The sequence below is a fragment of the Bacillus sp. PSXD-155 genome (assembly GCF_049310765.1).
Lineage (GTDB): Bacteria > Bacillota > Bacilli > Bacillales > Bacillaceae_G > Bacillus_A > Bacillus_A cereus.
Window position 1 is genome coordinate 1 of sequence record NZ_JBMOWC010000068.1, and the last position, 19,847, is coordinate 19,847.

A 19,847-nucleotide genomic window follows, 5' to 3' on the forward strand; every position below is an offset into this window, starting at 1 on the left:
TTGGTGTCTTTTCTTTATTTTTACAAGGACCTGCTCAATTAATTCTTAAAAACATAATAGGAAACATTGTTTTATTTATCCCATTTTCATTCATGCTATATATAAAATTCGTTAATAAATCCACCTCAAACATACCTATATGCATAGGAGTATGTTTGAGGTGGAACTCCTTCAAATACTAGTTCCTTTTATAAGCCGTTTTTTTGATGTAGATGACATTATTCTCAATACAATAGAATGAATTATTGGAACATATTTAGCAATATATATCAAAAAACAATATTAAGAAACCCCCTCCACCTTAAGGTAGAAGGGATCTTTTAATTTCTATTTCAAACTACCTAAAATTTCCGTCAAGATAACCCCAAGCGTATGTGCACCTGCATCTGGATATCCTAAACTTCTTTCACCAACTACCGCTCCTCTGCCGAATGATCTTTCAACGATAGATTATATGCCTTGAAGTGCTACTTGCAACATTTCAATTCAGATATACGACAGTAAAGAATACATCATCACGGTGTCAGCAAGCAAAAGTGTATTCTGCATTTCTGAAAACAGTAGATGGCAGATTATGACCTACTGAATCTGCTAAGAAAGAATATACAAGAACATCCTTAACATCCTCTTTATTTCCACTAATGATGACATCAAGAAAATCTTCTATTTGGAATTCTGGAGTAAATAACACAATCTTAGTTGTTCTGTTTGGTTCTAAAGAAACAAAAGTACGAGAGATTTCAACTAATTCATTTTGAGTTGGGAAAAAAGTGTTTCGACTTCTCTTAACAGTTACCGTCACATTACTAGTATGGCAACGCGAATCATTGTTTAGCATAATGTTGAGAGCAGTTGGAATAATCCCATTTTCAGAGACTGGAACTCGAAACACTCCAGTAGATTTATGGGCCATATAATCACATCCTTTCAAAATAAAATATATTTACAATATATTAGATGCAAAAAACGTTCATTTTGATATGGACAAATTACATGATTAATATATCTATAATAACCCTCGGTATTACTAAGCCAATGTTTTAAAAGATTAACAAATATCGCGAGAACCAATCGAATGTATATTAAAAGTAAAAAGAATACGTTGTCTAAAAGACCCCCTATTTTGAGCCAATAATGAGACATTATGTTAATCTTATATGTATAGCTGCACAAAATTGAGAAACTTAAGGAGACAGATAAATTTTATGAGAAAATTATCTATATTACTTACTTTCATTCTAGTATTAGTCAGTGTTACGGCTGCTTGCACACAAGATAAAACAGATAGTGCCGTTGAAAATGGTCCAATAGAAGAACCAACCGCAAAAAATGAAAATGAAGAATTAATAAATTTTGAAGAAAAAGAAGAGATGAGCCGCTTGGAACAAGGTATTTTATTAGTTGGTGAGAGTGTTAAGGGAGGCTATTACTTGATCGCTGTTCAAAGTGCATATTTAAATGCTAGCAACGATTCCGTCATTGTTAATGTCTCTGTAAAAAATGTACGAGGTCAAACGATTGGATTATCAGAATTAAAATATAACTTAAAAGATGAAAAAGACGGAAAGATCTATAAAGGAAAGGTGCTTGATCAAAACCCTTCTGATATACAAGTTAAACCAAATGAAACGGTAGAATTGAAAATAGCTTTTGAAGTACCACGTACCGCAGATGAATATATGTTTTATATTGAAAGCTCTTTAGACCCTCTACAAACATACTGGAAAATTGATAAGCTGCAATCACAAACAAACTAAATCTGAAATAAGAAAAAAGCAATGAAAAATTTGATATAGATACAAATGAATACTATATAAACGTAAGACCATCGATTTAATGAATCGTTGGTCTTTTTCAAAAAATGCCCCATTAAAAACTAAGAGATAAAAAAGAACTAATCTCTAGAAGAGATTAGCTCAATATATCCAAAGCTATTATGGTACATAGTTTTATGAGCAAACGTTATATAGTGTTGTATGGGATACATAACCTGTCATCCCTTTATATGTAACTTTTAACCACTGTTTAGAATTACTGTAATGACCTTGAACATATTCACCAGTTACCCATGTTCCAGTAATTTTCGTACCATCATTAAATGTATGTAAGACAGGTGAATCGACAGTATAACCACTGCGCATCTTTGCACCATATACACCTACCGTACCTCCCTTTGCACAAGCTGCTACTACATTTTCATTTTCAGTAGCATTCGTAGCCGCGAAAGCAGAGCCGTTAAATGTAAATAAAGTAAATATAAAAGCTGTTAGTACTGTACAAATAGATAAACGACGTAACAAAATAAATTCCCCCTTTTTTTATAATTTACTTCTTCACAAATGATTTTCTTAAATATTCTAACTATTTTCAATATATTAATGTTGAGAAATATTAGTTGTATTTTTGAAATAAGATTTTATCAAAAACAGTAACAAACTCATATTTTACTGAGAAAGAACCGAAAGAAGTCTTCTACATATCAACTATATAAAAATCCCTCCACCTTAAGGCAGAGGGACTTTCTAATTATTATTTCAAACTACCCGCAATCTCCGTAAAGATAACTCCAAGCGCATGTGCACCTGCATCAGGATATCCTAAACTTCTTTCGCCAACTGTACCAGCGCGGCCCATGCGAGCTACGATTTCTTTCGTGTACTCTGCGCCTTTAACGGCTGCTTCTGCACCTTTTTCAAAGGCAGTTTTCATGTCTTCTTTGTTTGAAGCGCTATCTAACCAAGAATCTACACATGGAGCAAGTGCGTCAACTAATGTTTTGTCACCAACTACCGCTCCTCTACCGAATGATCTTTCACCGATAGATTGTATGCCTTGCAGTGCTGCTTGCAACATTTCAGCGAATTCTTTCACTGTTAACTCACGCTTCTCGCCTGCTGCTTTACTAGCTGCGCGGAATGCACCGCCCCAAATTGGACCAGATGCGCCGCCGCAATGTTCCATAATAATCATCGAACAACCGTCAAGGAATGATCCGATCGTTACGTTTTCTTGTTCTACAATAGAATGCCACTCACGTTTTAATTGCTTAAATCCTTTTGCAACACTCATTCCGAAGTCACCGTCACCTGCATGTGTATCTAACTCACAGAACGGTACTTCATTTTTAATAATAATGTCGCTCATTTTATCAACGAGATAAATCATGTTGTTTAATGTGATAACATTATTTTTTATAACAGCGTGCTCTTCCGCTGTTTCTATTTCAAAAGAAACTTCCTTCTCTTCTGTCTCTTCAAGCACATTCACGTACTCAACACTTTCAACTGGACCGTCTACTTTAAACGCAGGTGTATTACATTCTTTTGATAGTAATGTTTTTAGCTCGTCATCTAACTTCATTACCGTTAAAGACATACCAGCCATATCAATACTTGTCATATAGTTACCGACGAATACTCTATTAATTTTAATGTTTCTAGCTGCTAGTTCTCTCGTAACGGCGTTGTTAAATAAGTAAAGTTCTTGCAGTGGTGTTCCGCCAAAACCGTTAACTAGAAGTGCGATTTCCTCGCCATCTTTTACTCCTAAATCTTTCATTAAATCATTTGTCATACGGTTAGCTAATTCATCAGCCGACAGCATTTTTTCACGCTTAATTCCTGGTTCGCCGTGAATACCTACGCCGTATTCCATTTCATCTTCCGCAAGTGTGAAAGTAGGTGATCCGCTCGCTGGAACTGTACAAGACGTTAACGCTAAACCGATTGTGCGCACGTTAGCCGCTGCTTTTTCTGCTACAGCTTTCACCGCTCCTAAATCCATACCTGCTTCCGCTGCTGCGCCGGCAATTTTATGAACTAAAATAACTCCCGCAACGCCGCGGCGTCCTACTGTATATAGGCTATCTTCTACCGCAATATCATCGTCCACTTTTACGTAGTCGACTTCAATTCCATCTTCCGTCGCTAAATGCGCACCGTTTTTGAAATTCATAATATCGCCGCTATAATTTTTAATAATTAATAACGTACCTTTTTTACTAGCTGTTTCTTTAATTGCTTGATATACCTGAATTTGTGAAGGTGACGCAAACACATCTCCGCACACTGCCGCATCTAACATTCCTTTTCCGACTAATCCTGCATGTGCCGGCTCATGGCCACTACCGCCGCCGCTAATTAATGTTACTTTATTTTCGTTCATTTCTTTCTTCTTAATGACTTTATATTTTTTCAAAAGCTCAAGCTCTGGGTGAGCCATAACCATTCCGTTGCACATTTCCATTACTAATGTTTCTGGTTTGTTTATAATCTTTTTCATTGTAGTTCTCCCTCAATTCCTTTAATATATTGTGATATATTTGAAATCTTCTTCTTACTACTCATGTTAAAATGAAAGCGTTTTATAGTAAACGGACAAAATGGACAATCTGTCTAAAGACACCGCTCTCATTTATAGATAGGATTTTTATATTAATAACATTCTAGGGATGATTCAGATGACCTCTTCTATAATTTCTAAAAAGATAATCGCGAACTCATTGAAGTATTTAATGGAAACAGAGTCGTTTCATAAAATATCAGTGAGCGATATTATGTTACACTGTCAAATGCGTAGGCAAACTTTTTATTATCATTTTAAAGATAAATTTGAACTATTAAGCTGGATTTATAGAGAAGAAACGAAAGAAAATATTATAGACTTTCTCGATTATGAAAAATGGGAAAACATTTTCGATTTATTATTTGATTACTTTTATGAAAATCAAAAATTTTACCGAAATGCTTTTAAAGTCATTGAGCAAAACTCGTTTAATCACTATTTATTTGAGCATACGAAAAACTTATATATGAAGATTATTGATGAATTATCTGTGAGCTGTGGATTCAGCCTTTCTGATGAGACCAAAAATACGATTGCCTCCTTTTATAGTCACGGCTTCGTTGGAACGATAAAAGATTGGATTGAAAGCAAGTGCGAAGTAGATCCATCCGTTATGTCTTCTCTTATGAAAAATATGATAAACAATCAATTACTACTATTACTTGAGCAATCAGCAAAGTAATTAAAGGGTGGCAAAAGCAATGAAAAAGATTATGAATGATGTACAAAATATCGTTCAAGATATGCTGCATGGCTTTTATTTTGAACATAACGACAAAGTAAATTACGATGAAACAAATAACATCATTTATGTAAAAGATATCGAAAAAATGAAGCAAGACGTCGCTATTGTAAGCGGCGGTGGTAGCGGACATGAACCTGCTGATATTGGTTATGTAGGAAAAGGTATGCTTACAGCGGCAGTAAACGGTAATATTTTCACTCCGCCTACAGTGGAACAAATTGCGGCGGCAACTCGCCTCATACCAAAAGATAAAAGTATACTATTCATCATCAAAAACTTTAAAGATGACGTAGAAAACTTTCTAGCAGCAAAGCAAATTGCTCAAGAAGAAGGAAGAAAAGTTGACCATATCATCGTAAATGACGATGTTTCAATTGAAGATGATGCTTCTTTTAATAAAAGAAGACGCGGCGTAGCTGGCACTGTTTTCGTCCAAAAAATATTAGGTGCGGCCGCTGAGAGTGGACATTCTTTAGAAGAACTAACAACAATCGGGCAAGCTGTCATCAAAAACTTACACACATTAGGAGTTGCCCTTTCCCCTGCCAACGATCCAGTAAAAGGAAAAGCTTCATTCACATTAAACGATGATGAAGTGTTTTATGGCGTCGGCATTCACGGAGAAAAAGGTTACCGTAAAGAAGCACTATCCTCTTCTGAAATATTAGCGATTGAACTGATGAACAAACTAAAAAGCATTTATCGCTGGAGAAAAGGAGATAACTTCGCTATCCTCATTAATGGACTCGGCGCAACTCCATTAATGGAACAATACATTTTTGCAAATGACATTCGCCGTTTATGTGAATTGGAAAGCTTACAAGTTACATTCGTAAAGGTTGGTACGCTGTTAACTTCTTTAGATATGAAGGGTGTTTCGCTCAGTTTGCTTAAGGTAGAGGATTTGGATTGGGTGAAGTGGTTGAAAGCGGATGTTAGAGTGGGTAATTGGTAAATAAAAATCATGATGATAAAAGCCTTTAACTATAACAAGTTAAAGGCTTTTTACAAATTGAACTATCGCACGAGCGTCCAAAAGAAATTCGTAATCACCTCACTGAATGATGACAGGTCTTCCAAATAAAGCTGGATGATAAATTAACATCGCCCCTACAAATGAACACACTAAACAAAAAACAGCCTCGTATTTTATAACTAGAGAAGAGTTGGTATCAAGCTTTTTCCCCTCTCTTCTTAATATCATTTTAAAAGCTCTATATAATAAATACCCAATAATCGCCCCGAGGGTATTCGTAAATAAATCATCAATATCTGTAATTCTATTATTTAGTAATTGATTTAACTCAATTGCCAATGAAAAAAAGAATCCTGCACATACGGTGTTTTTCATTTTTCTAAAGTGCGGCCAAATCACCGGTAATAAAAAACCTAACGGCATAAACAGTACAATGTTCAAAAGATATGTAGTACTACCTGCCGTATCAAATAGAGTCAAATTGATTTGACTTACACGAATCCACGTTTCATATCTACTTATATCCCATACAGTCGCGATTTGCGTCACCTTATACACTAGCGAAAGGTAGAATAGAAAAACATATACCCATAGAAAATGCCAGATAGATATATTTCTTTTCGCTTTAAAATAAAACCCAATTTGAAATAAAATACAAAACATAATTGTAAAAAAATAAGTATACAAATAACTAATTAAAACTTCTGTATGCATGTAGAATCCCCTAACTTTACATTTTCATCTATGACTTTGTCTTTTTTAGTCTCCTTCATGATGTAACTCATTTATAGGATAGGAAAAACTTTTAAAATAAAGAGTGGGGTAAACATAAAATTTTTCTTAAATCTTCAGTTGGGTTTTATTATTACTCTTCTTAGGCATCCGCCATTGATAGCTAGGCAACAACATGCTTAAACCTAACAATACTATCATTTTTGCACGTAATCCTCGTAGTACTTTAACCGATAAAGCATATATAAAATCATGTGACTCGTTTGTTCAGTTAAAACATGAAATTAAGAAATATATGACGTACTATAATCACTCTTGCTATTAATAGAATTTAAAGAAGATGACTCCTGTTTGCATACAGAAATCATCTTTTTTAGGTTGCCTAACTTTTTTTAGAATGTCCTTTACAAAGGATACAGATCAAGAGCACCTTATTCCTATTCGAGGAGATCAACTATACCTTCTTCCCTTAAAATCACACAAACCCATTTACAAATCTATAAAAGTAGATATAATATCCTTATGGAACCTTCATTAATTTATAAAGCATTGTCAAATGACACAAGATGTCAAATTTTATCATGGTTAAAAAATCCAGAAAACCATTTCGACGAAAAACCTTATTTAGAACAAGGGATTAATTTTCAGATTGGAGTGTGTGTAGGAGATATTCAGCTTAAAACTGGCTTAGCCCAATCGGTTATTTCTAGTTATTTATTAACTATGAAAAAGGCAGGACTACTAGACTCTGACCGAATTGGAAAATGGACATATTATCGTCGAAATGAAAAAACAATACAAGCGTTTTCTGAATACGTTCAAAATGAATTATAAAGTGAAAGCAAATAATCAACCTACCAATTGATTATTTGCTTTCACACATTCTGCTTTTATATAGCCGCCTAATACATTCTTTTTAAAACTTCGCTACCTATAAAAGCAAGAAACATAGAAAGGAGCATTTTTTTCAACACATCATATCTAGTTATTTAGATATCTGTTTTTGTGGTTAACATTACATAATTCTAATACTATTGACATCCAATCATGCTCATTTCTTTGTTAATAAATCGATTTCACTTTCAAAATAATAAGAAGAATGGAGAGTTTTACAAATGAAAAAAGTAAGTCCTTTACTTATTCTTACACTAGCAATAGGGGTGTTTGGAATTATTACTACCGAGATGGGTATTGTCGGTGTATTACCACAAATCACTCAGAAATTTGACATTTCAACTGCACAAGCAGGATTTTTAGTAAGTATATTCGCACTAGTCGTTGCTATTTCTGGTCCGTTTTTAATTCTGCTCGTCTCTAGTATTAATCGTAAAATAATTTTATTAATAGCAATCTTTGTTTTTGTTATTTCAAATATAATTTACGCTTATACAACACAATTTGAAATCATGCTTATTTTTCGTATTTTACCTGCAGCACTTCACCCACTCTTCTTTTCAATCGCTCTTGTAACTGCTGCTAAACTTGTCCCTCCTGAAAAGAGTGGTCAAGCGGTTACAAAAGTTTTCATGGGAATTACGGTTGGCTTTGCACTAGGTGTACCATTAACCTCTTACCTTGCAGATCAATTTTCATTAGAAGTTGCTTTCTTATTCGGAGCGTTTATTAACGCCCTTGCATTCATTGGAATACTAATCTCACTTCCTTCTATGCCCGTTAAAGAAAAAATGTCTTTCGGCAAACAAATTCGTATACTCGGCAAACCAAGATTATGGTTAAATATTTTAACTGTCACATTCCTTTTTGCAGCCATGTTTTCCGTATACAGCTACTTCGCCGAATACCTTGCAAAAGTAACTTCCATGAATGGATCGCTCATCAGTATCATGCTATTCATATTTGGTATAGTTATGATTTTAGGCAATCATTTATTTGGTAGTCTCTTGCAAAGAAGCATAGTAAATACAGTAATATCGTTCCCTATTTTATATTCTATTGTTTACATATTGGTTTATTATTTAGGTTCTTATCTTGTTCCAATGATTTTTATGGTATTCATTTGGGGAATCGTGCATGCTGGTGGATTAATTGTTGGTCAAACATGGTTAATAAGTGAAGCAAGAGAATCACCCGAATTTGGTAATAGCCTATTCGTTTCATTCTCAAATCTTGGAATTACTCTAGGAACAACTATTGGAGGCTGGTTCATTTCAAACTTAGGTATTCATCAACTTATTTGGAGTGGATTTATATTTACACTACTTTCATTTCTATTAATTATAATAAAACTAAAATTTTTCACTTCTAATAACCTAGCTTCATTATCAAGCTAGTACATTTTCAGTTCCAAACTGGATAAAAAACATTATACAGTGAAACTTTAATCAGCTCTCACCAATCGGGCGTTTATGGGCAGCCCGGCAAATAGCGGGATAAATTCTATATAAAATACTGGTTATTCTTCTTATAAGATTTTATAAACTATAAAGTATGACACTCAGAGCCTTTAGCTATAAATACAAGTTAAAGGCTTTTTATATAAAAACAGCTTTAAAAGGTGCTAATTTTATGGAACATCATCAAAATAGAATGCTAAAAAAAGGCTCCATTGCTGGAGCACTCAAAAAATAATATAACTAAACGAATTAAAACAAGGAACAGACAATTAAAATATACAAATAAAACATAAATAAATCTATATATATGTAATATTACATATAAAAACCCTATTTATCACTGCTATAATAAACTTACTCGATGATTGTTATATTATTCATAGGTTATACCTTCTTAACACCAATTTTACAAAGAAAAAAAGACATCTTAATTGATGTCTTTTTTCTTATATGATAACGACGCAATACAATTAAGATGATTCCAATCGGAAGAATGCACCTTAGGGTGTCTTTTTTTATTTTCCAAAGGACCTGCTCAATTATTGCGTAAAAAACATAAAGTAATTTGAATCCGTTAAAATACATGAGTGTACCCTTGTTTTCCCCTCTTATTAAAAGGAGGAACTATTATGGGTTTTGGTGGTAGTTGCGGCGAAGGCTGCGGTTTTGCTGGAGGATTTGCTTTATTAGTTGTACTGTTTATTTTATTAATCATCGTTGGAGCTTCTTGCTTCTGCTAAAAAACTATCAGAAAAGACACTCTTATATGGGTGTCTTTTCTTTATAATAAAGTGAAACTTTATTCCTCCGCATCCCTCATACTGTAATACCCCAAATTAATAATAACCAAGAAATACCCACCCATAATTCCAGCAGCGAATGTCCACATGAATTCATCGTGTTCAATTTCATACATAATAATCGCACCGAGTATTGCTGCTGCGAATCGATTTATCATTCCGAGCATCGGTGCTTTTTCTTTTTTTACAATGCTATCTCCGAACTTTTCAATACGCCTTCCTAAAATCCAGGCGCAGTACATACTCACCAAAAGGCCAATGCTTATCCCTACAAACTGGGCTGAAAAAGGTGTCAGCAACCATCCCAATAACATTACGCCTAGCAAACAATACATTTGTATGTTAAACGATTTTAGTGCCATACGAATCATGTTATTCTCCTTTATCTTTCTCATTGTAATTCCGTATCATCAATCCAATCTTCCAGGCTTCAAGCTTTCAGTTATATCTTTTTTAAAATGAGGGAATTTGATTTTGCTCACCATTAAATAAGCGAGTACGCATGTACCAAATGCCACGGAAACTGAATTCTTTAAAAAACATAAAATGAGGAGACACATTGCCGCGAATGGAATCGGCATCCCGATAAATGTCGGGAGTTTGCTTTGCTGTGTGTTAAATCTTGCAAGCCGAAGCATTCCGCAAATACTGTAAGCAAGTGTACATATCATCCCGATAGACTGCAAATCTTTTAAAGCGACACTATATGCAAGAATAGACGGTGCCACACCAAAAGTAACTAAATCCGCAAATGAGTCCAACTCTCCACCAATTTCCGAAACAGAATCAAGTTTCCGAGCAACCATGCCATCAAAAAAATCAAACAACATACCTGTAATAATAAAAACTGCTCCCAAATAAATATCGTGAACGAAAACAGCGTAAATAGCTAAAAGCCCACATATAAAATTTGCTATCGTAATCATATTTGGTATGAAACTCATAATGCACTTCTCCTCCTTTCTACTAATTGCTTCATCTACGTTCTTACTCATTACAATTAAGATCCTTCTGCTTTTCTTCCAATATCACTTTATTTATTTTCGTTAACGTATCCGTCATTTGCTCTAGGGCGTTTATATCGATTTTAGAAAAATATTTCTCAATTAATACATCATCTAACTCAGACAGCCGCTCTATATACTTACTACCGTTTGGACCAAGTGTAAGGAAATACTCCCGTTTATTAATAGGGTTTACTTGTTTTGAAATCATCTTCTGTTTCTCCAATTTCGATAAAACTTGGCTAACGGCACTTTTTGATACATTAAAAGTAGTCGCAATGTGATTTGCCGTCGTGTTTTCATTTAAATTAATATGAAATAGCATGCTCTCCTGCTGTCCTGTAAGACCGAACTCATCTTTTAACTCCTGGAATAGTAAAATGTAAAATTCATTATAAGCTCGGTTCATTTCATTAATTACTTCTTTATACGTTCTAGTCATAGCGTTATTCCTCCATGCTTTTATTTCGTTTTGTTCAATAGTTAAGTTTACTTAACTTAACTATAGTATACCGTTATGTTCGTGTAAAGGGAAATATAACTCTACACTTTATCAGTTGTGCTTTTAATGTATGTAAAACTTTCTCTCTCTCTTCATAATCTTCTACATCAGCTTCTTTCCAAATCTCAAGATTAGCCCCCTCCCCTTTCTCCAGTTATATTGCTGCAAGACCAATGTAAGACATAGCATCTAAATCTTCATCTATATCAAGCTCATCTAAACACTCTTCTAAAACAAGTTAAGTCACTGCTTCCTTCATCCAAATACCCAATTAATCGTTCTGAATAATCAAAAATAAAAACAATTAAATTCCATATAGACCCATTACTGGTTAAAATGTTATAATGGAATTACCCTACATAGTTACTCATAGCCAGACTGAGGAACTAGCGTCTTATTAAGTAATGGGCATAACTAAAATAAAAAAGACACTTTACGGTGTCTTTTTTATTTATATTCCTAGAAATTATCTCTTTTATAAACACACTCTATCAAACAGTAAAGGAGACAAATAGATGGAACATCCTGTTGCAAGAGAATTACGTTTTATACGGGTATGTCTTATCATTTTGATTATTGTCATTGCATTCTGGGACCGGGAGAAAACTGTGGAAATTACTGATCACGGTAGCGATCCTATTTTAAACACCAGCAATATGACCCAAGTGGGTTAGAATACATTTGCATACAAAGATGAATCGAATCAAATTAAAATATTTAAGTTTAATCCAGATACAAATGAAATAAAATTAATAAAAGAGTTTTATGCTAACGAATATTAATTACATGAATTAAATAATTCAAATCTGTAGAAGGCACTTTAAAGTGTCTTTTCTTTATGAACTACAAAGTATGAGGACCCAAGCCATTAGCTGCAATTACGACCAAGGCTTTTACTATATAAAAAATAAAACATAGTAAGAATAGAATACTCACTTAAATTATTTTTCACTTCACAAACTACACCCAAAAAGTTGGATAGCTTCTTTTACTACTCATATTATTAATGAATAAAGCAATAACTACAATAACAACGGAGCCAATTAAAACTGGTGTTACTAAATAACTCCAACTATTTGCCCCTAAAACAACGATAATCGGATCGGCACCTGCCGGAGGGTGTGTCGTTCTCGTTAACATCATAACGGCTATTGCCATCCCCACCGCTAAAGCAATTGTCCAATATTCATTCCCAAACAAATGATATATTGATAGACCAATGAAAGTTGAAATCAAATGTCCTCCAATAATATTACGCGGCTGAGATAATGGCGCATTCCAAACTCCAAACGCTAATACACAACTCGCACCAAATGGAGCCATTAATAATTCTGTAGAGGTTATGCTCGTTAAATATGTTAAGGTAAGAATTGTTAAAAATCCCCCTAGTAGTCCCGTTAAAGAGTCCTTTACATTTACTTGTAATGGGCTTCTTCCTTTCCCTTTCATTTTTGTAAAATATCGTACACTTATTGGTTGAGGATCTTTCTGCTTAGTTGCTGTTATATTATCCATCGTTCTCCTCCTTTATTTACCAACAATTATAACTCGACATAACTAACCTGTAAATATTAATTTAAGGGGTTAGTTTTAAAATACAAAAAAAGAATCAACTGTTATAAGTTGATTCTCTAAACTTCTTCAAATTTTCGATCCTGAAATTTTGCTACCTTTTTCCGGTTCCCACATATTTTCATAGAACACCATTTTCGTTTTCCACTCTTATCTATAAATAATAAAACACAGTCAGGATTTGAACACCTTTTAAGGGAAATAAGCTTATTTTCTGCTATTAACGTTAAAGCGTCAAATGCAATTAACGATGCGAGTACATCCTCGATTTCTCCAACTGGGATAGATACTAGCTGCTGTTCAATGATTTTATATGTAAATGGTGCCTTCTCAATTTGTTTTTCTAAATACGTAATAAAATCATTAGAAATTTCTTGCTGATCAGCAATTGCCTCAAACTGTTTTCTCAATACTTCTCTTACCTCTAATATGCTAGATGTAACTTGATCCATTCGCTTCTGAATTCCTATAAGTGTTTTTTCATTCCAAAAAGGAAGATTAACCTTTATTACATGTAGCCATTCTAATACATCTTCATCTGTTATTAATAAATCATAACGTTGTCCACGCCTAACTAGCTCTGTATTTACTAAATCTAATGAGGGATTTCCAGATATAAGCGGGAATTGTTTTATTTCCTGCATGTACTCATCACCTTCTCTTTAAACAATCATATTCCAGATTAATACAGAAGTGCAACTTTTTTATAAACTACAAAGTATGAAGATTAAAGCCTTTAGCCATAATTACGACTAAAGGCTTTTTGTATGTAAGTAAATGAAAAAGGAGCTACTTTTATGGAACATAATAAAAATGGAATTCTTGCTTTAATTGTTTTATTTTTAGGATTAGCATTTTTTGTAAGTGGAATGGTTTATCATTTATGGGGAACGGTTTAAAAATAAATAATAATTCATTTAAGAAAAAGTACTCGTATGAGTACTTTTTTAAATGTCATATAAAAACATTCTAAACTTACTTACATGCATACAATCATCAATTATAGTTATATAATTGGGAAGGTTGTAAATTATCAATCTATATCTATATTGATTAGGAAAGGAGCTAAAAATGTTAGAAATCATTTTTGTTGCTGTATTACTTTTATCTAGTATCATTCCCATCTTTATCAAACGGGGTTTGACGAAAAAAAACGGAGTCATTTTACTAATAAATTATGCATTATTACTTGCCACCATCATTGTAATTGGTGCAAATTGGCGTATGATTCCCGCCTATTTCTTATTGTTCGTTTTAACATTACAAGTTTTTTTGAAACCAAAAACTACAGCCGTTTCTAAAAAGTTAGTGATGAAAGTTTTAAAATGTTTAGGAATTATCGTAACTGCTATCGCAATGTTTACATTACCTTTACTTTTTCCGATCATAACACTCCCAGAGCCTACTGGAAAATATACAGTAGGAACGAAAGCTTTTCATTTAATTGATACAAATCGAAAAGAAACAACTGTACCAAATAATCATGGAAATCGTGAGTTAATGATACAAGTATACTATCCTGCCGAAAAGGGATCAGGGAATCCTTCTGCCTATTTTGAGAACATAAACGAGCTGGCTGAACAATTGGCAGTAACAAACGGTGCACCGTATATCGTAACGACACATTTAGGGCTAACAAAAACACACTCTTATCAAGATGCTAAGCCCCTTCAAGATAAAGAAAAATTCCCCCTCCTTTTATTCGGCCATGGGATGGGATTATATGGTCAACAAAATACATTCCAGTTAGAAGAGCTAGCTAGTCAAGGTTATGTAATCATTGCTCTTAACTTCACAGGATATGCAGCAACAACGATTTTCCCTAACGGAAACCGTGTAGACTCTATACCAATTGAAAATACACCTACGGCCTTAAATACCATAGTTCAAAAATGGGAACAGGATACTACTTTTGTTTTAAACGAAGTAATAGAAGGTAATTTCGATAAAGGTTTTAAAACTATTGCAGACTTAATTAACTATGACAAAATTGGAATGTTCGGTCACTCTTTTGGCGGAGCAACTTCCGCACAAATGTTAGTAAAGGATACGCGTATTAAAGCTGCAATTGATATGGATGGCGGATTGTTTGGCGATCCAATGCCTAAAGACGGTCCTCAGAAACCATTCATGTTGATGAATGCTGAGGCTACGATTCATTATATGAAAGAAGCTAAGAATCAAAAGACAACCGGAATCCAAAATGAACTATTGGAAATATCCTATTTAAGAAATAAAACGATTGAAAAACCGGGCGTGTACACAGTGGTAATTCCAAAAACAAACCATACTAGTTTTACAGATTTAGCAGCATTTTCACCTATTATTAATGAACCAGACGAAGATGTAGCCACAAACTACAAACTGATTAATAAACTAGTAACTAGCTTCTTCGATCAAAATTTAAAAGGCAAAAGCGAAAATCATTTAGAAGAAATTCAAAAACAACACCCTGAACTTCATCTCATTAAACACAAATAACTATTTTCCTAGTTATGTAACCCCTCTTTATGCTTGAGGGGTTTCCACTTTAACACAATTATAAAAAGGCCCCATTACTGGGGCTCTTAAAAAATAATAAGAATAAATGAATTAAAACAAATAACAGACAACTAAAATATATACGCTTAATATTATATAATCTATATATTTATGTAAAATTACATAAATATATAGATTATTATACGCTATACTAAAATAGGAGTCGACAATCGTTATTTTCTTCTTATTTTTAAAGCAATATGGATATACCTTCTTAACTCATTTGGATTGTACAAGCAAAAGAAGACATCTTACTAGATGTCTTCTTTTCTTATATTTTTATGAATTTCTTTGAGCAGATGCTCTCCAAGCACGAAAAGATGTTGGGTGTCCAGAATGAGCTCTTTGCTTTGCAGCAGCAACAGCTGGTTTTTCTTCAATAGTCTTTGGTTTTTCTTTCACAATTGCTGATTTTTCTTCAAGAGTATTCACAGCTGTTTGTATTTTTTCCAACTGCTCTTTTAAGGCTTGCTATTCAATCTTTAAATCCGTAAGTAAACGTAAAATCATCTCAGAATTAGCCATAAGATCCTCCTCCCCCCAATACACAGAATAAAATACAATATGTAGCAGACGAAATACCGGTGACAAAAATAAGGTCGTCAACTCTTTTTAACTTCCAAAGTTCTTTTATTTTTTTAAGGACCTGCTCCATTCACCCTTAAAAACATAAATTAAATTAAATCCATTAATAAATGGTCTTTATGGAAGGAGGAGTTAATATGGGCTATGGAGGTAGTTGTGGTGGAGGCTGTGGTTTCGGCGGCGGATTTGCCTTACTTGTTGTGCTCTTCATCTTATTAATCATCGTTGGCGCTAGCTGTTGGGGCGGCGGATTCGGCTGCTAAGGAGAGGCACTCTTGAGAGTGTCTTTTTTTTTGATATGTGACTCATATACATATTGCTCATAATTTCCGTTTTGGGGATAGTATAATATTAGCTCAGCATGTCAGCTTCCCCCTAATTATTAGTTGGTTCAAATCGATATAATTCTTTTAAATATAGGTTAAAACTATATTTCTCAATGAATAAAACAACTTAACATGGTAAAATAATATTTGGATGGGAGTCCAATATATTATTAAAATTAAGATGGTTCAAGTCGAAGGAAGGCACCTTAGGGTGTCTTTTCTTTATGAAAAATATCTACAACCTTTTCTTTATGACTTCTAACATCAACAAAGGGTGATACAAACTATTACATATGTTTGTACCACCCTTTATTGATGCGTTTAGACTTCACAGGTGCTGAAGTTTTAGACTTCTCCCTTAGTGTACCCATATTATTAGAACATCCTGTAATCTGTAGACAAAATGTAGCTAATAAAAAAAATATTAATAATTTCTTCAATAAATCCTCCTACATACATAAAACACCATATGTTACAAAACAAACATAACATCAACTCTTCATAAAAACAATATAATCCTTGGTCCTTAAGCTATCTCTTAACATAGGAGTACTTCTACATATTGATCAAGCTAAGATTTTAAAATATCCCCTACTTAAGGAATTTGTAAGTATCAAGTAAGAAAAACGAGAACTTTGTTTCGTATAATCAAAATATAAAGTGAAGGAAGAAAGATTATTTCTGGGATTAATATGCATGTGACAAGAGAAGAAATCTACGTTTTTTTAGAATAATAATATGAGTATGTCCAAGTTTTGGAGATTGCTTGCAAATATTTTTAAGTTTTCGCACCAGAACCCTAATTACCCTACCTGTTTTTTACCATCACATATTGGAGGTTAAAACATGAATAAAAAAAAGAAAATACAAAGATCAGCACTTACCTTTACCCTACTCTTTTCTTTAGGCGTTTCATCTTTCCCGCTTACAACAACTATTCACGCAGATACACGTGAGAAACAATCTGCTGAAAAGAAATTAATCTCTTTAACGGAGCGTACATCATTATTTTTTGAATATCTCCAGCAAGGTAAGTATGCAGAGGCACTACAGTTGACGTCTACTGCTTTTCAATCCAAGTTTACAGCAACCACATTACAAAACTGGTGGACACAAAGTGGCTGGAGCGGGATAAAAAGCATGGGAATCCCTGTGATAAAAGAACGAAACTTGGTCCATCAGACGGTAGAAATTCCAGCAGCTACCGAAGGAACTACCATACCACTACTCCTTAAATTCACACCTGGCGGGAAAGTAGATGAAATTGGAGAAAGGCCACCCGAGGAATCTTTTACCATCCCCCATCCTAGCTATGATCAACCTAACTCCTATCAAGAACGTGAAATCGTCATTGGAAATTCTACCTATCCGTTACCAGCGACATTAACAGTTCCGAAGCATAAGCGTGGTGAAAAGGTACCCGTCGTTGTTCTTGTGCATGGTGCTGGCATCCATGATCGCGATGCTACCTATTTGGGAACAAAAATCTTACGAGACATTGCGGTGGGCCTTTCATCCAACGGAATTGCAGTGTTGCGCTATGAAAAACGCACCTTAGAACATGCATTAAAGATGAGTGCAGAACCCGTTACGTTAGACCGTGATACTACAGATGATGCTATCTATGCAGCAAAATCAGCAGCGCAGCAGGAAGGCATTGATCCAAGTAATATTTTCATTCTTGGACATAGTCTAGGAGCCGGTACAATGCCACGTATACTGAGCAAAGCGCCTTCCTCACTTGTCCAAGGAAGTATCTTACTCGCACCACCTGCACGCCCTTTGACTGACATTGCCATTGATCAGTATGAATACCTTGGGGCGTCAAAGGAAGAAATCGATGAACTAAAAAGACAGGCTGCTTTTATTCAGGATCCTGCTTTCAATCCTGACCATCCTCCAGCTGGCTACAATTATGGGTCACCTCATTTTATGTATGATGTTTCTAGGTGGCGTCCAGTTGAAGAAACAAAATCACGAAAAGAGCCTTTACTCATTTTGCAAGGAGCACGCGATTATCAAGTAACAGTAAAAGATGAATATACAAAATGGCAGAAAGGACTTTCAAGCCGCGGGAATGTTCAGTTCAAAAAATACCCGAAATTGAATCATTTCTTCACGGAGGGTGACGGGGAATTAAGTCTTCCTAGTGAATACGAAATCCCTGCTAATGTTCCCGAGTACGTCATCCAGGACATTATTACATGGGTTAACGAGACAAAAAAATAAGAAAACATCAAAAGCCTTCATGCAATCATTATTGCGTGAAGGCTTTTTAAAACTAGTGATTTAGAGATAGCTATTATAATCAATTAATAAAAATGTATACATAGGTAAATAAAGAAGAATGGTGATTAATTAAAATGCCGTGTCCACTGCTTTTTTATTTAACAAAAAAAAGAACCTGCAAACCCGCAGATTCTCTTGATAATGATTTATATAAGTAAGACCTGAAAATATAATACAATAATTCAAAAATGAGTTCAAGTAAATAAAAAGAACCCGCTGGAGTTCGGGTCCTTTCAAAAGTGATGATGTTTTCTCGGCTTAGGAACTGAGAAAATACAAAAATATAATACATCGAGATTTAGAGAATTTCAATACCTAAATTAAAAATTGCCTTGGGGTGGATGAACATGGATAGGTAGCCAATCCACTGCTTTTTTTATTTCGCATAGGAAAAAGGAACCTGTAATGAATCCTTTTCACAATGCTACTTTATACTTATTGATTTTCCTCTTTACATCCATAAAAGCTAGTAATGCTGCAATAGCGCAAAGACCTTTAAACCAAAGGAATTCAGAAGAAAATAGTCCACCAAAGAAAGCGACCGAGTGTACAAAACAAGTAATACCAAATAGCCAAAGCATGAACTTTAATTCCTTTGAGGAATACTTATAGTTTTTAAATCTTTCCCACATATGTATCAACTTCTATTGTCCTGATGTTCTGTAGTTTTTCTTGATAATATCTCGCATATTTAAGACAAAGAATAGAAAGAAAACCAAGGCTATGATACCGTTAACCCAGTAGTATGTATGTCCTGTTGTGAATCCAGTATAGAAAGAAAAGGAATTCCAAACTAAAAGGATTGTTGAACAGATAGTAGAGATCAATAATGAACTAAAACTTCTCATGATTTTTACCTCAATTCAAATTTTCAGAACTTTTTGTATAATTATATAAAAGAGGAGTTAGACAAATTACTTCCTACAATATGAGTAAAGTGATAAATTGTATTTGTTATATAATGAAAACAAGCCATATGTAAGATGGTTTCCCCGTTACGATTAATGAGATAGTTTGATTCACCTTTTATACATTATCTGAAAAAGAACTTGTAGTGATTACTAGCTGTTCTTATTG

General features: G+C 34.1%; 21 protein-coding genes and 4 pseudogenes. 11 read left to right on the top strand and 14 right to left on the bottom strand.

The window, feature by feature from the left end; all coding sequences use genetic code 11:
* Positions 1–327: 327 nt before the first annotated feature.
* On the bottom strand, positions 328–447 hold the full coding sequence (locus tag ACO6VI_RS30080) for a DAK2 domain-containing protein (RefSeq protein ID WP_080469908.1): 120 nt from the start codon (positions 445–447) through the stop codon (positions 328–330).
* A gap of 76 nt (positions 448–523) precedes the next feature.
* Entirely contained in the window at positions 524–913 is a 390-nt protein-coding gene (locus tag ACO6VI_RS30085) for a hypothetical protein (protein ID WP_000940659.1), read from the bottom strand.
* Positions 914–1,205: 292 nt separating this feature from the next.
* On the opposite strand from ACO6VI_RS30085, the gene ACO6VI_RS30090 reads away from it, so the two are divergent.
* A complete protein-coding gene (locus tag ACO6VI_RS30090; RefSeq protein ID WP_023521319.1) occupies positions 1,206–1,757 on the top strand; it encodes a DUF4352 domain-containing protein in 552 nt (183 codons plus the stop codon).
* A gap of 192 nt (positions 1,758–1,949) precedes the next feature.
* Here ACO6VI_RS30090 and ACO6VI_RS30095 read toward each other — a convergent pair whose 3' ends face one another.
* Complete coding sequence (locus ACO6VI_RS30095) at positions 1,950–2,300, bottom strand: SH3 domain-containing protein (RefSeq protein WP_000946191.1); 351 nt, start codon at positions 2,298–2,300, stop codon at positions 1,950–1,952.
* A gap of 229 nt (positions 2,301–2,529) precedes the next feature.
* Complete coding sequence (gene dhaK, locus ACO6VI_RS30100) at positions 2,530–4,281, bottom strand: dihydroxyacetone kinase subunit DhaK (protein ID WP_063546666.1); 1,752 nt, start codon at positions 4,279–4,281, stop codon at positions 2,530–2,532.
* A gap of 178 nt (positions 4,282–4,459) precedes the next feature.
* Here dhaK and dhaS point away from each other — a divergent pair, with 178 nt between their 5' ends.
* The gene (gene dhaS, locus ACO6VI_RS30105; protein ID WP_000204213.1) at positions 4,460–5,026 is read left to right on the top strand and encodes a dihydroxyacetone kinase transcriptional activator DhaS; all 567 of its coding nucleotides are present in this window, start codon (positions 4,460–4,462) and stop codon (positions 5,024–5,026) included.
* A gap of 19 nt (positions 5,027–5,045) precedes the next feature.
* A complete protein-coding gene (gene dhaQ / locus ACO6VI_RS30110) occupies positions 5,046–6,044 on the top strand; it encodes a DhaKLM operon coactivator DhaQ (protein WP_063546664.1) in 999 nt (332 codons plus the stop codon).
* Between the two features lie 99 nt (positions 6,045–6,143).
* Here dhaQ and ACO6VI_RS30115 read toward each other — a convergent pair whose 3' ends face one another.
* Positions 6,144–6,779 carry a VanZ family protein gene (locus ACO6VI_RS30115; RefSeq protein ID WP_063546662.1) on the bottom strand — a complete coding sequence of 212 codons (636 nt, stop codon included), beginning with the start codon at positions 6,777–6,779 and terminating at the stop codon, positions 6,144–6,146.
* Positions 6,780–7,023: 244 nt separating this feature from the next.
* On the opposite strand from ACO6VI_RS30115, the pseudogene ACO6VI_RS30120 reads away from it, so the two are divergent.
* From ACO6VI_RS30120 to ACO6VI_RS30135, 4 genes and pseudogenes are all read left to right on the top strand, one after another.
* Positions 7,024–7,122: pseudogene (locus ACO6VI_RS30120) on the top strand (TetR family transcriptional regulator); the annotation flags it as partial.
* Positions 7,123–7,319: 197 nt separating this feature from the next.
* Entirely contained in the window at positions 7,320–7,631 is a 312-nt protein-coding gene (locus ACO6VI_RS30125; protein WP_000433731.1) for an ArsR/SmtB family transcription factor, read from the top strand.
* A 281-nt stretch (positions 7,632–7,912) separates the two neighbouring features.
* Entirely contained in the window at positions 7,913–9,088 is a 1,176-nt protein-coding gene (locus tag ACO6VI_RS30130; RefSeq protein WP_063546660.1) for an MFS transporter, read from the top strand.
* Between the two features lie 692 nt (positions 9,089–9,780).
* Positions 9,781–9,891 carry a YjcZ family sporulation protein gene (locus ACO6VI_RS30135; protein WP_000505669.1) on the top strand — a complete coding sequence of 37 codons (111 nt, stop codon included), beginning with the start codon at positions 9,781–9,783 and terminating at the stop codon, positions 9,889–9,891.
* A 59-nt stretch (positions 9,892–9,950) separates the two neighbouring features.
* Here ACO6VI_RS30135 and ACO6VI_RS30140 read toward each other — a convergent pair whose 3' ends face one another.
* From ACO6VI_RS30140 to ACO6VI_RS30155, 4 genes and pseudogenes are all read right to left on the bottom strand, one after another.
* The gene (locus ACO6VI_RS30140; protein ID WP_000620576.1) at positions 9,951–10,322 is read right to left on the bottom strand and encodes an ATP synthase subunit I; all 372 of its coding nucleotides are present in this window, start codon (positions 10,320–10,322) and stop codon (positions 9,951–9,953) included.
* A gap of 39 nt (positions 10,323–10,361) precedes the next feature.
* On the bottom strand, positions 10,362–10,946 hold the full coding sequence (gene pssA / locus ACO6VI_RS30145; protein ID WP_422424910.1) for a CDP-diacylglycerol--serine O-phosphatidyltransferase: 585 nt from the start codon (positions 10,944–10,946) through the stop codon (positions 10,362–10,364).
* Positions 10,939–11,397, bottom strand: coding sequence for a MarR family winged helix-turn-helix transcriptional regulator (locus ACO6VI_RS30150; protein WP_063546656.1), 459 nt, complete (start codon positions 11,395–11,397; stop codon positions 10,939–10,941). The genes pssA and ACO6VI_RS30150 overlap by 8 nt, the downstream gene beginning before the upstream one ends.
* A gap of 73 nt (positions 11,398–11,470) precedes the next feature.
* Positions 11,471–11,753 (bottom strand): annotated as a pseudogene (locus ACO6VI_RS30155) (MarR family transcriptional regulator).
* Positions 11,754–11,972: 219 nt separating this feature from the next.
* Between ACO6VI_RS30155 and ACO6VI_RS30160 the strand changes: the two are divergent.
* Positions 11,973–12,239, top strand: a pseudogene (locus ACO6VI_RS30160) (YmzC family protein).
* A 178-nt stretch (positions 12,240–12,417) separates the two neighbouring features.
* Here the strand turns inward: ACO6VI_RS30160 and ACO6VI_RS30165 are convergent.
* Entirely contained in the window at positions 12,418–12,972 is a 555-nt protein-coding gene (locus ACO6VI_RS30165; protein WP_063546654.1) for an HPP family protein, read from the bottom strand.
* Positions 12,973–13,088: 116 nt separating this feature from the next.
* On the bottom strand, positions 13,089–13,673 hold the full coding sequence (locus tag ACO6VI_RS30170; RefSeq protein ID WP_063546652.1) for a CGNR zinc finger domain-containing protein: 585 nt from the start codon (positions 13,671–13,673) through the stop codon (positions 13,089–13,091).
* A 427-nt stretch (positions 13,674–14,100) separates the two neighbouring features.
* Between ACO6VI_RS30170 and ACO6VI_RS30175 the strand changes: the two genes are divergently transcribed.
* Positions 14,101–15,510 (top strand): alpha/beta hydrolase family protein, encoded by a 1,410-nt coding sequence (locus ACO6VI_RS30175; protein ID WP_063546650.1) that lies wholly within the window; start codon positions 14,101–14,103, stop codon positions 15,508–15,510.
* Positions 15,511–15,849: 339 nt separating this feature from the next.
* Here the strand turns inward: ACO6VI_RS30175 and ACO6VI_RS30180 are convergent.
* A pseudogene (locus ACO6VI_RS30180) lies at positions 15,850–16,095 on the bottom strand (hypothetical protein).
* A 197-nt stretch (positions 16,096–16,292) separates the two neighbouring features.
* Here ACO6VI_RS30180 and ACO6VI_RS30185 point away from each other — a divergent pair.
* On the top strand, positions 16,293–16,418 hold the full coding sequence (locus tag ACO6VI_RS30185) for a YjcZ family sporulation protein (RefSeq protein ID WP_000540377.1): 126 nt from the start codon (positions 16,293–16,295) through the stop codon (positions 16,416–16,418).
* 909 nt (positions 16,419–17,327) lie between these two features.
* Entirely contained in the window at positions 17,328–18,710 is a 1,383-nt protein-coding gene (locus tag ACO6VI_RS30190; RefSeq protein WP_098519238.1) for an alpha/beta fold hydrolase, read from the top strand.
* Between the two features lie 476 nt (positions 18,711–19,186).
* On the opposite strand, the gene ACO6VI_RS30195 is transcribed toward ACO6VI_RS30190, so the two are convergent.
* Positions 19,187–19,402, bottom strand: coding sequence for a hypothetical protein (locus tag ACO6VI_RS30195; protein WP_059304065.1), 216 nt, complete (start codon positions 19,400–19,402; stop codon positions 19,187–19,189).
* A gap of 12 nt (positions 19,403–19,414) precedes the next feature.
* Positions 19,415–19,618, bottom strand: a complete 204-nt coding sequence (locus ACO6VI_RS30200; RefSeq protein ID WP_075313732.1) for a hypothetical protein — start codon at positions 19,616–19,618, stop codon at positions 19,415–19,417.
* Positions 19,619–19,847 lie beyond the last annotated feature (229 nt).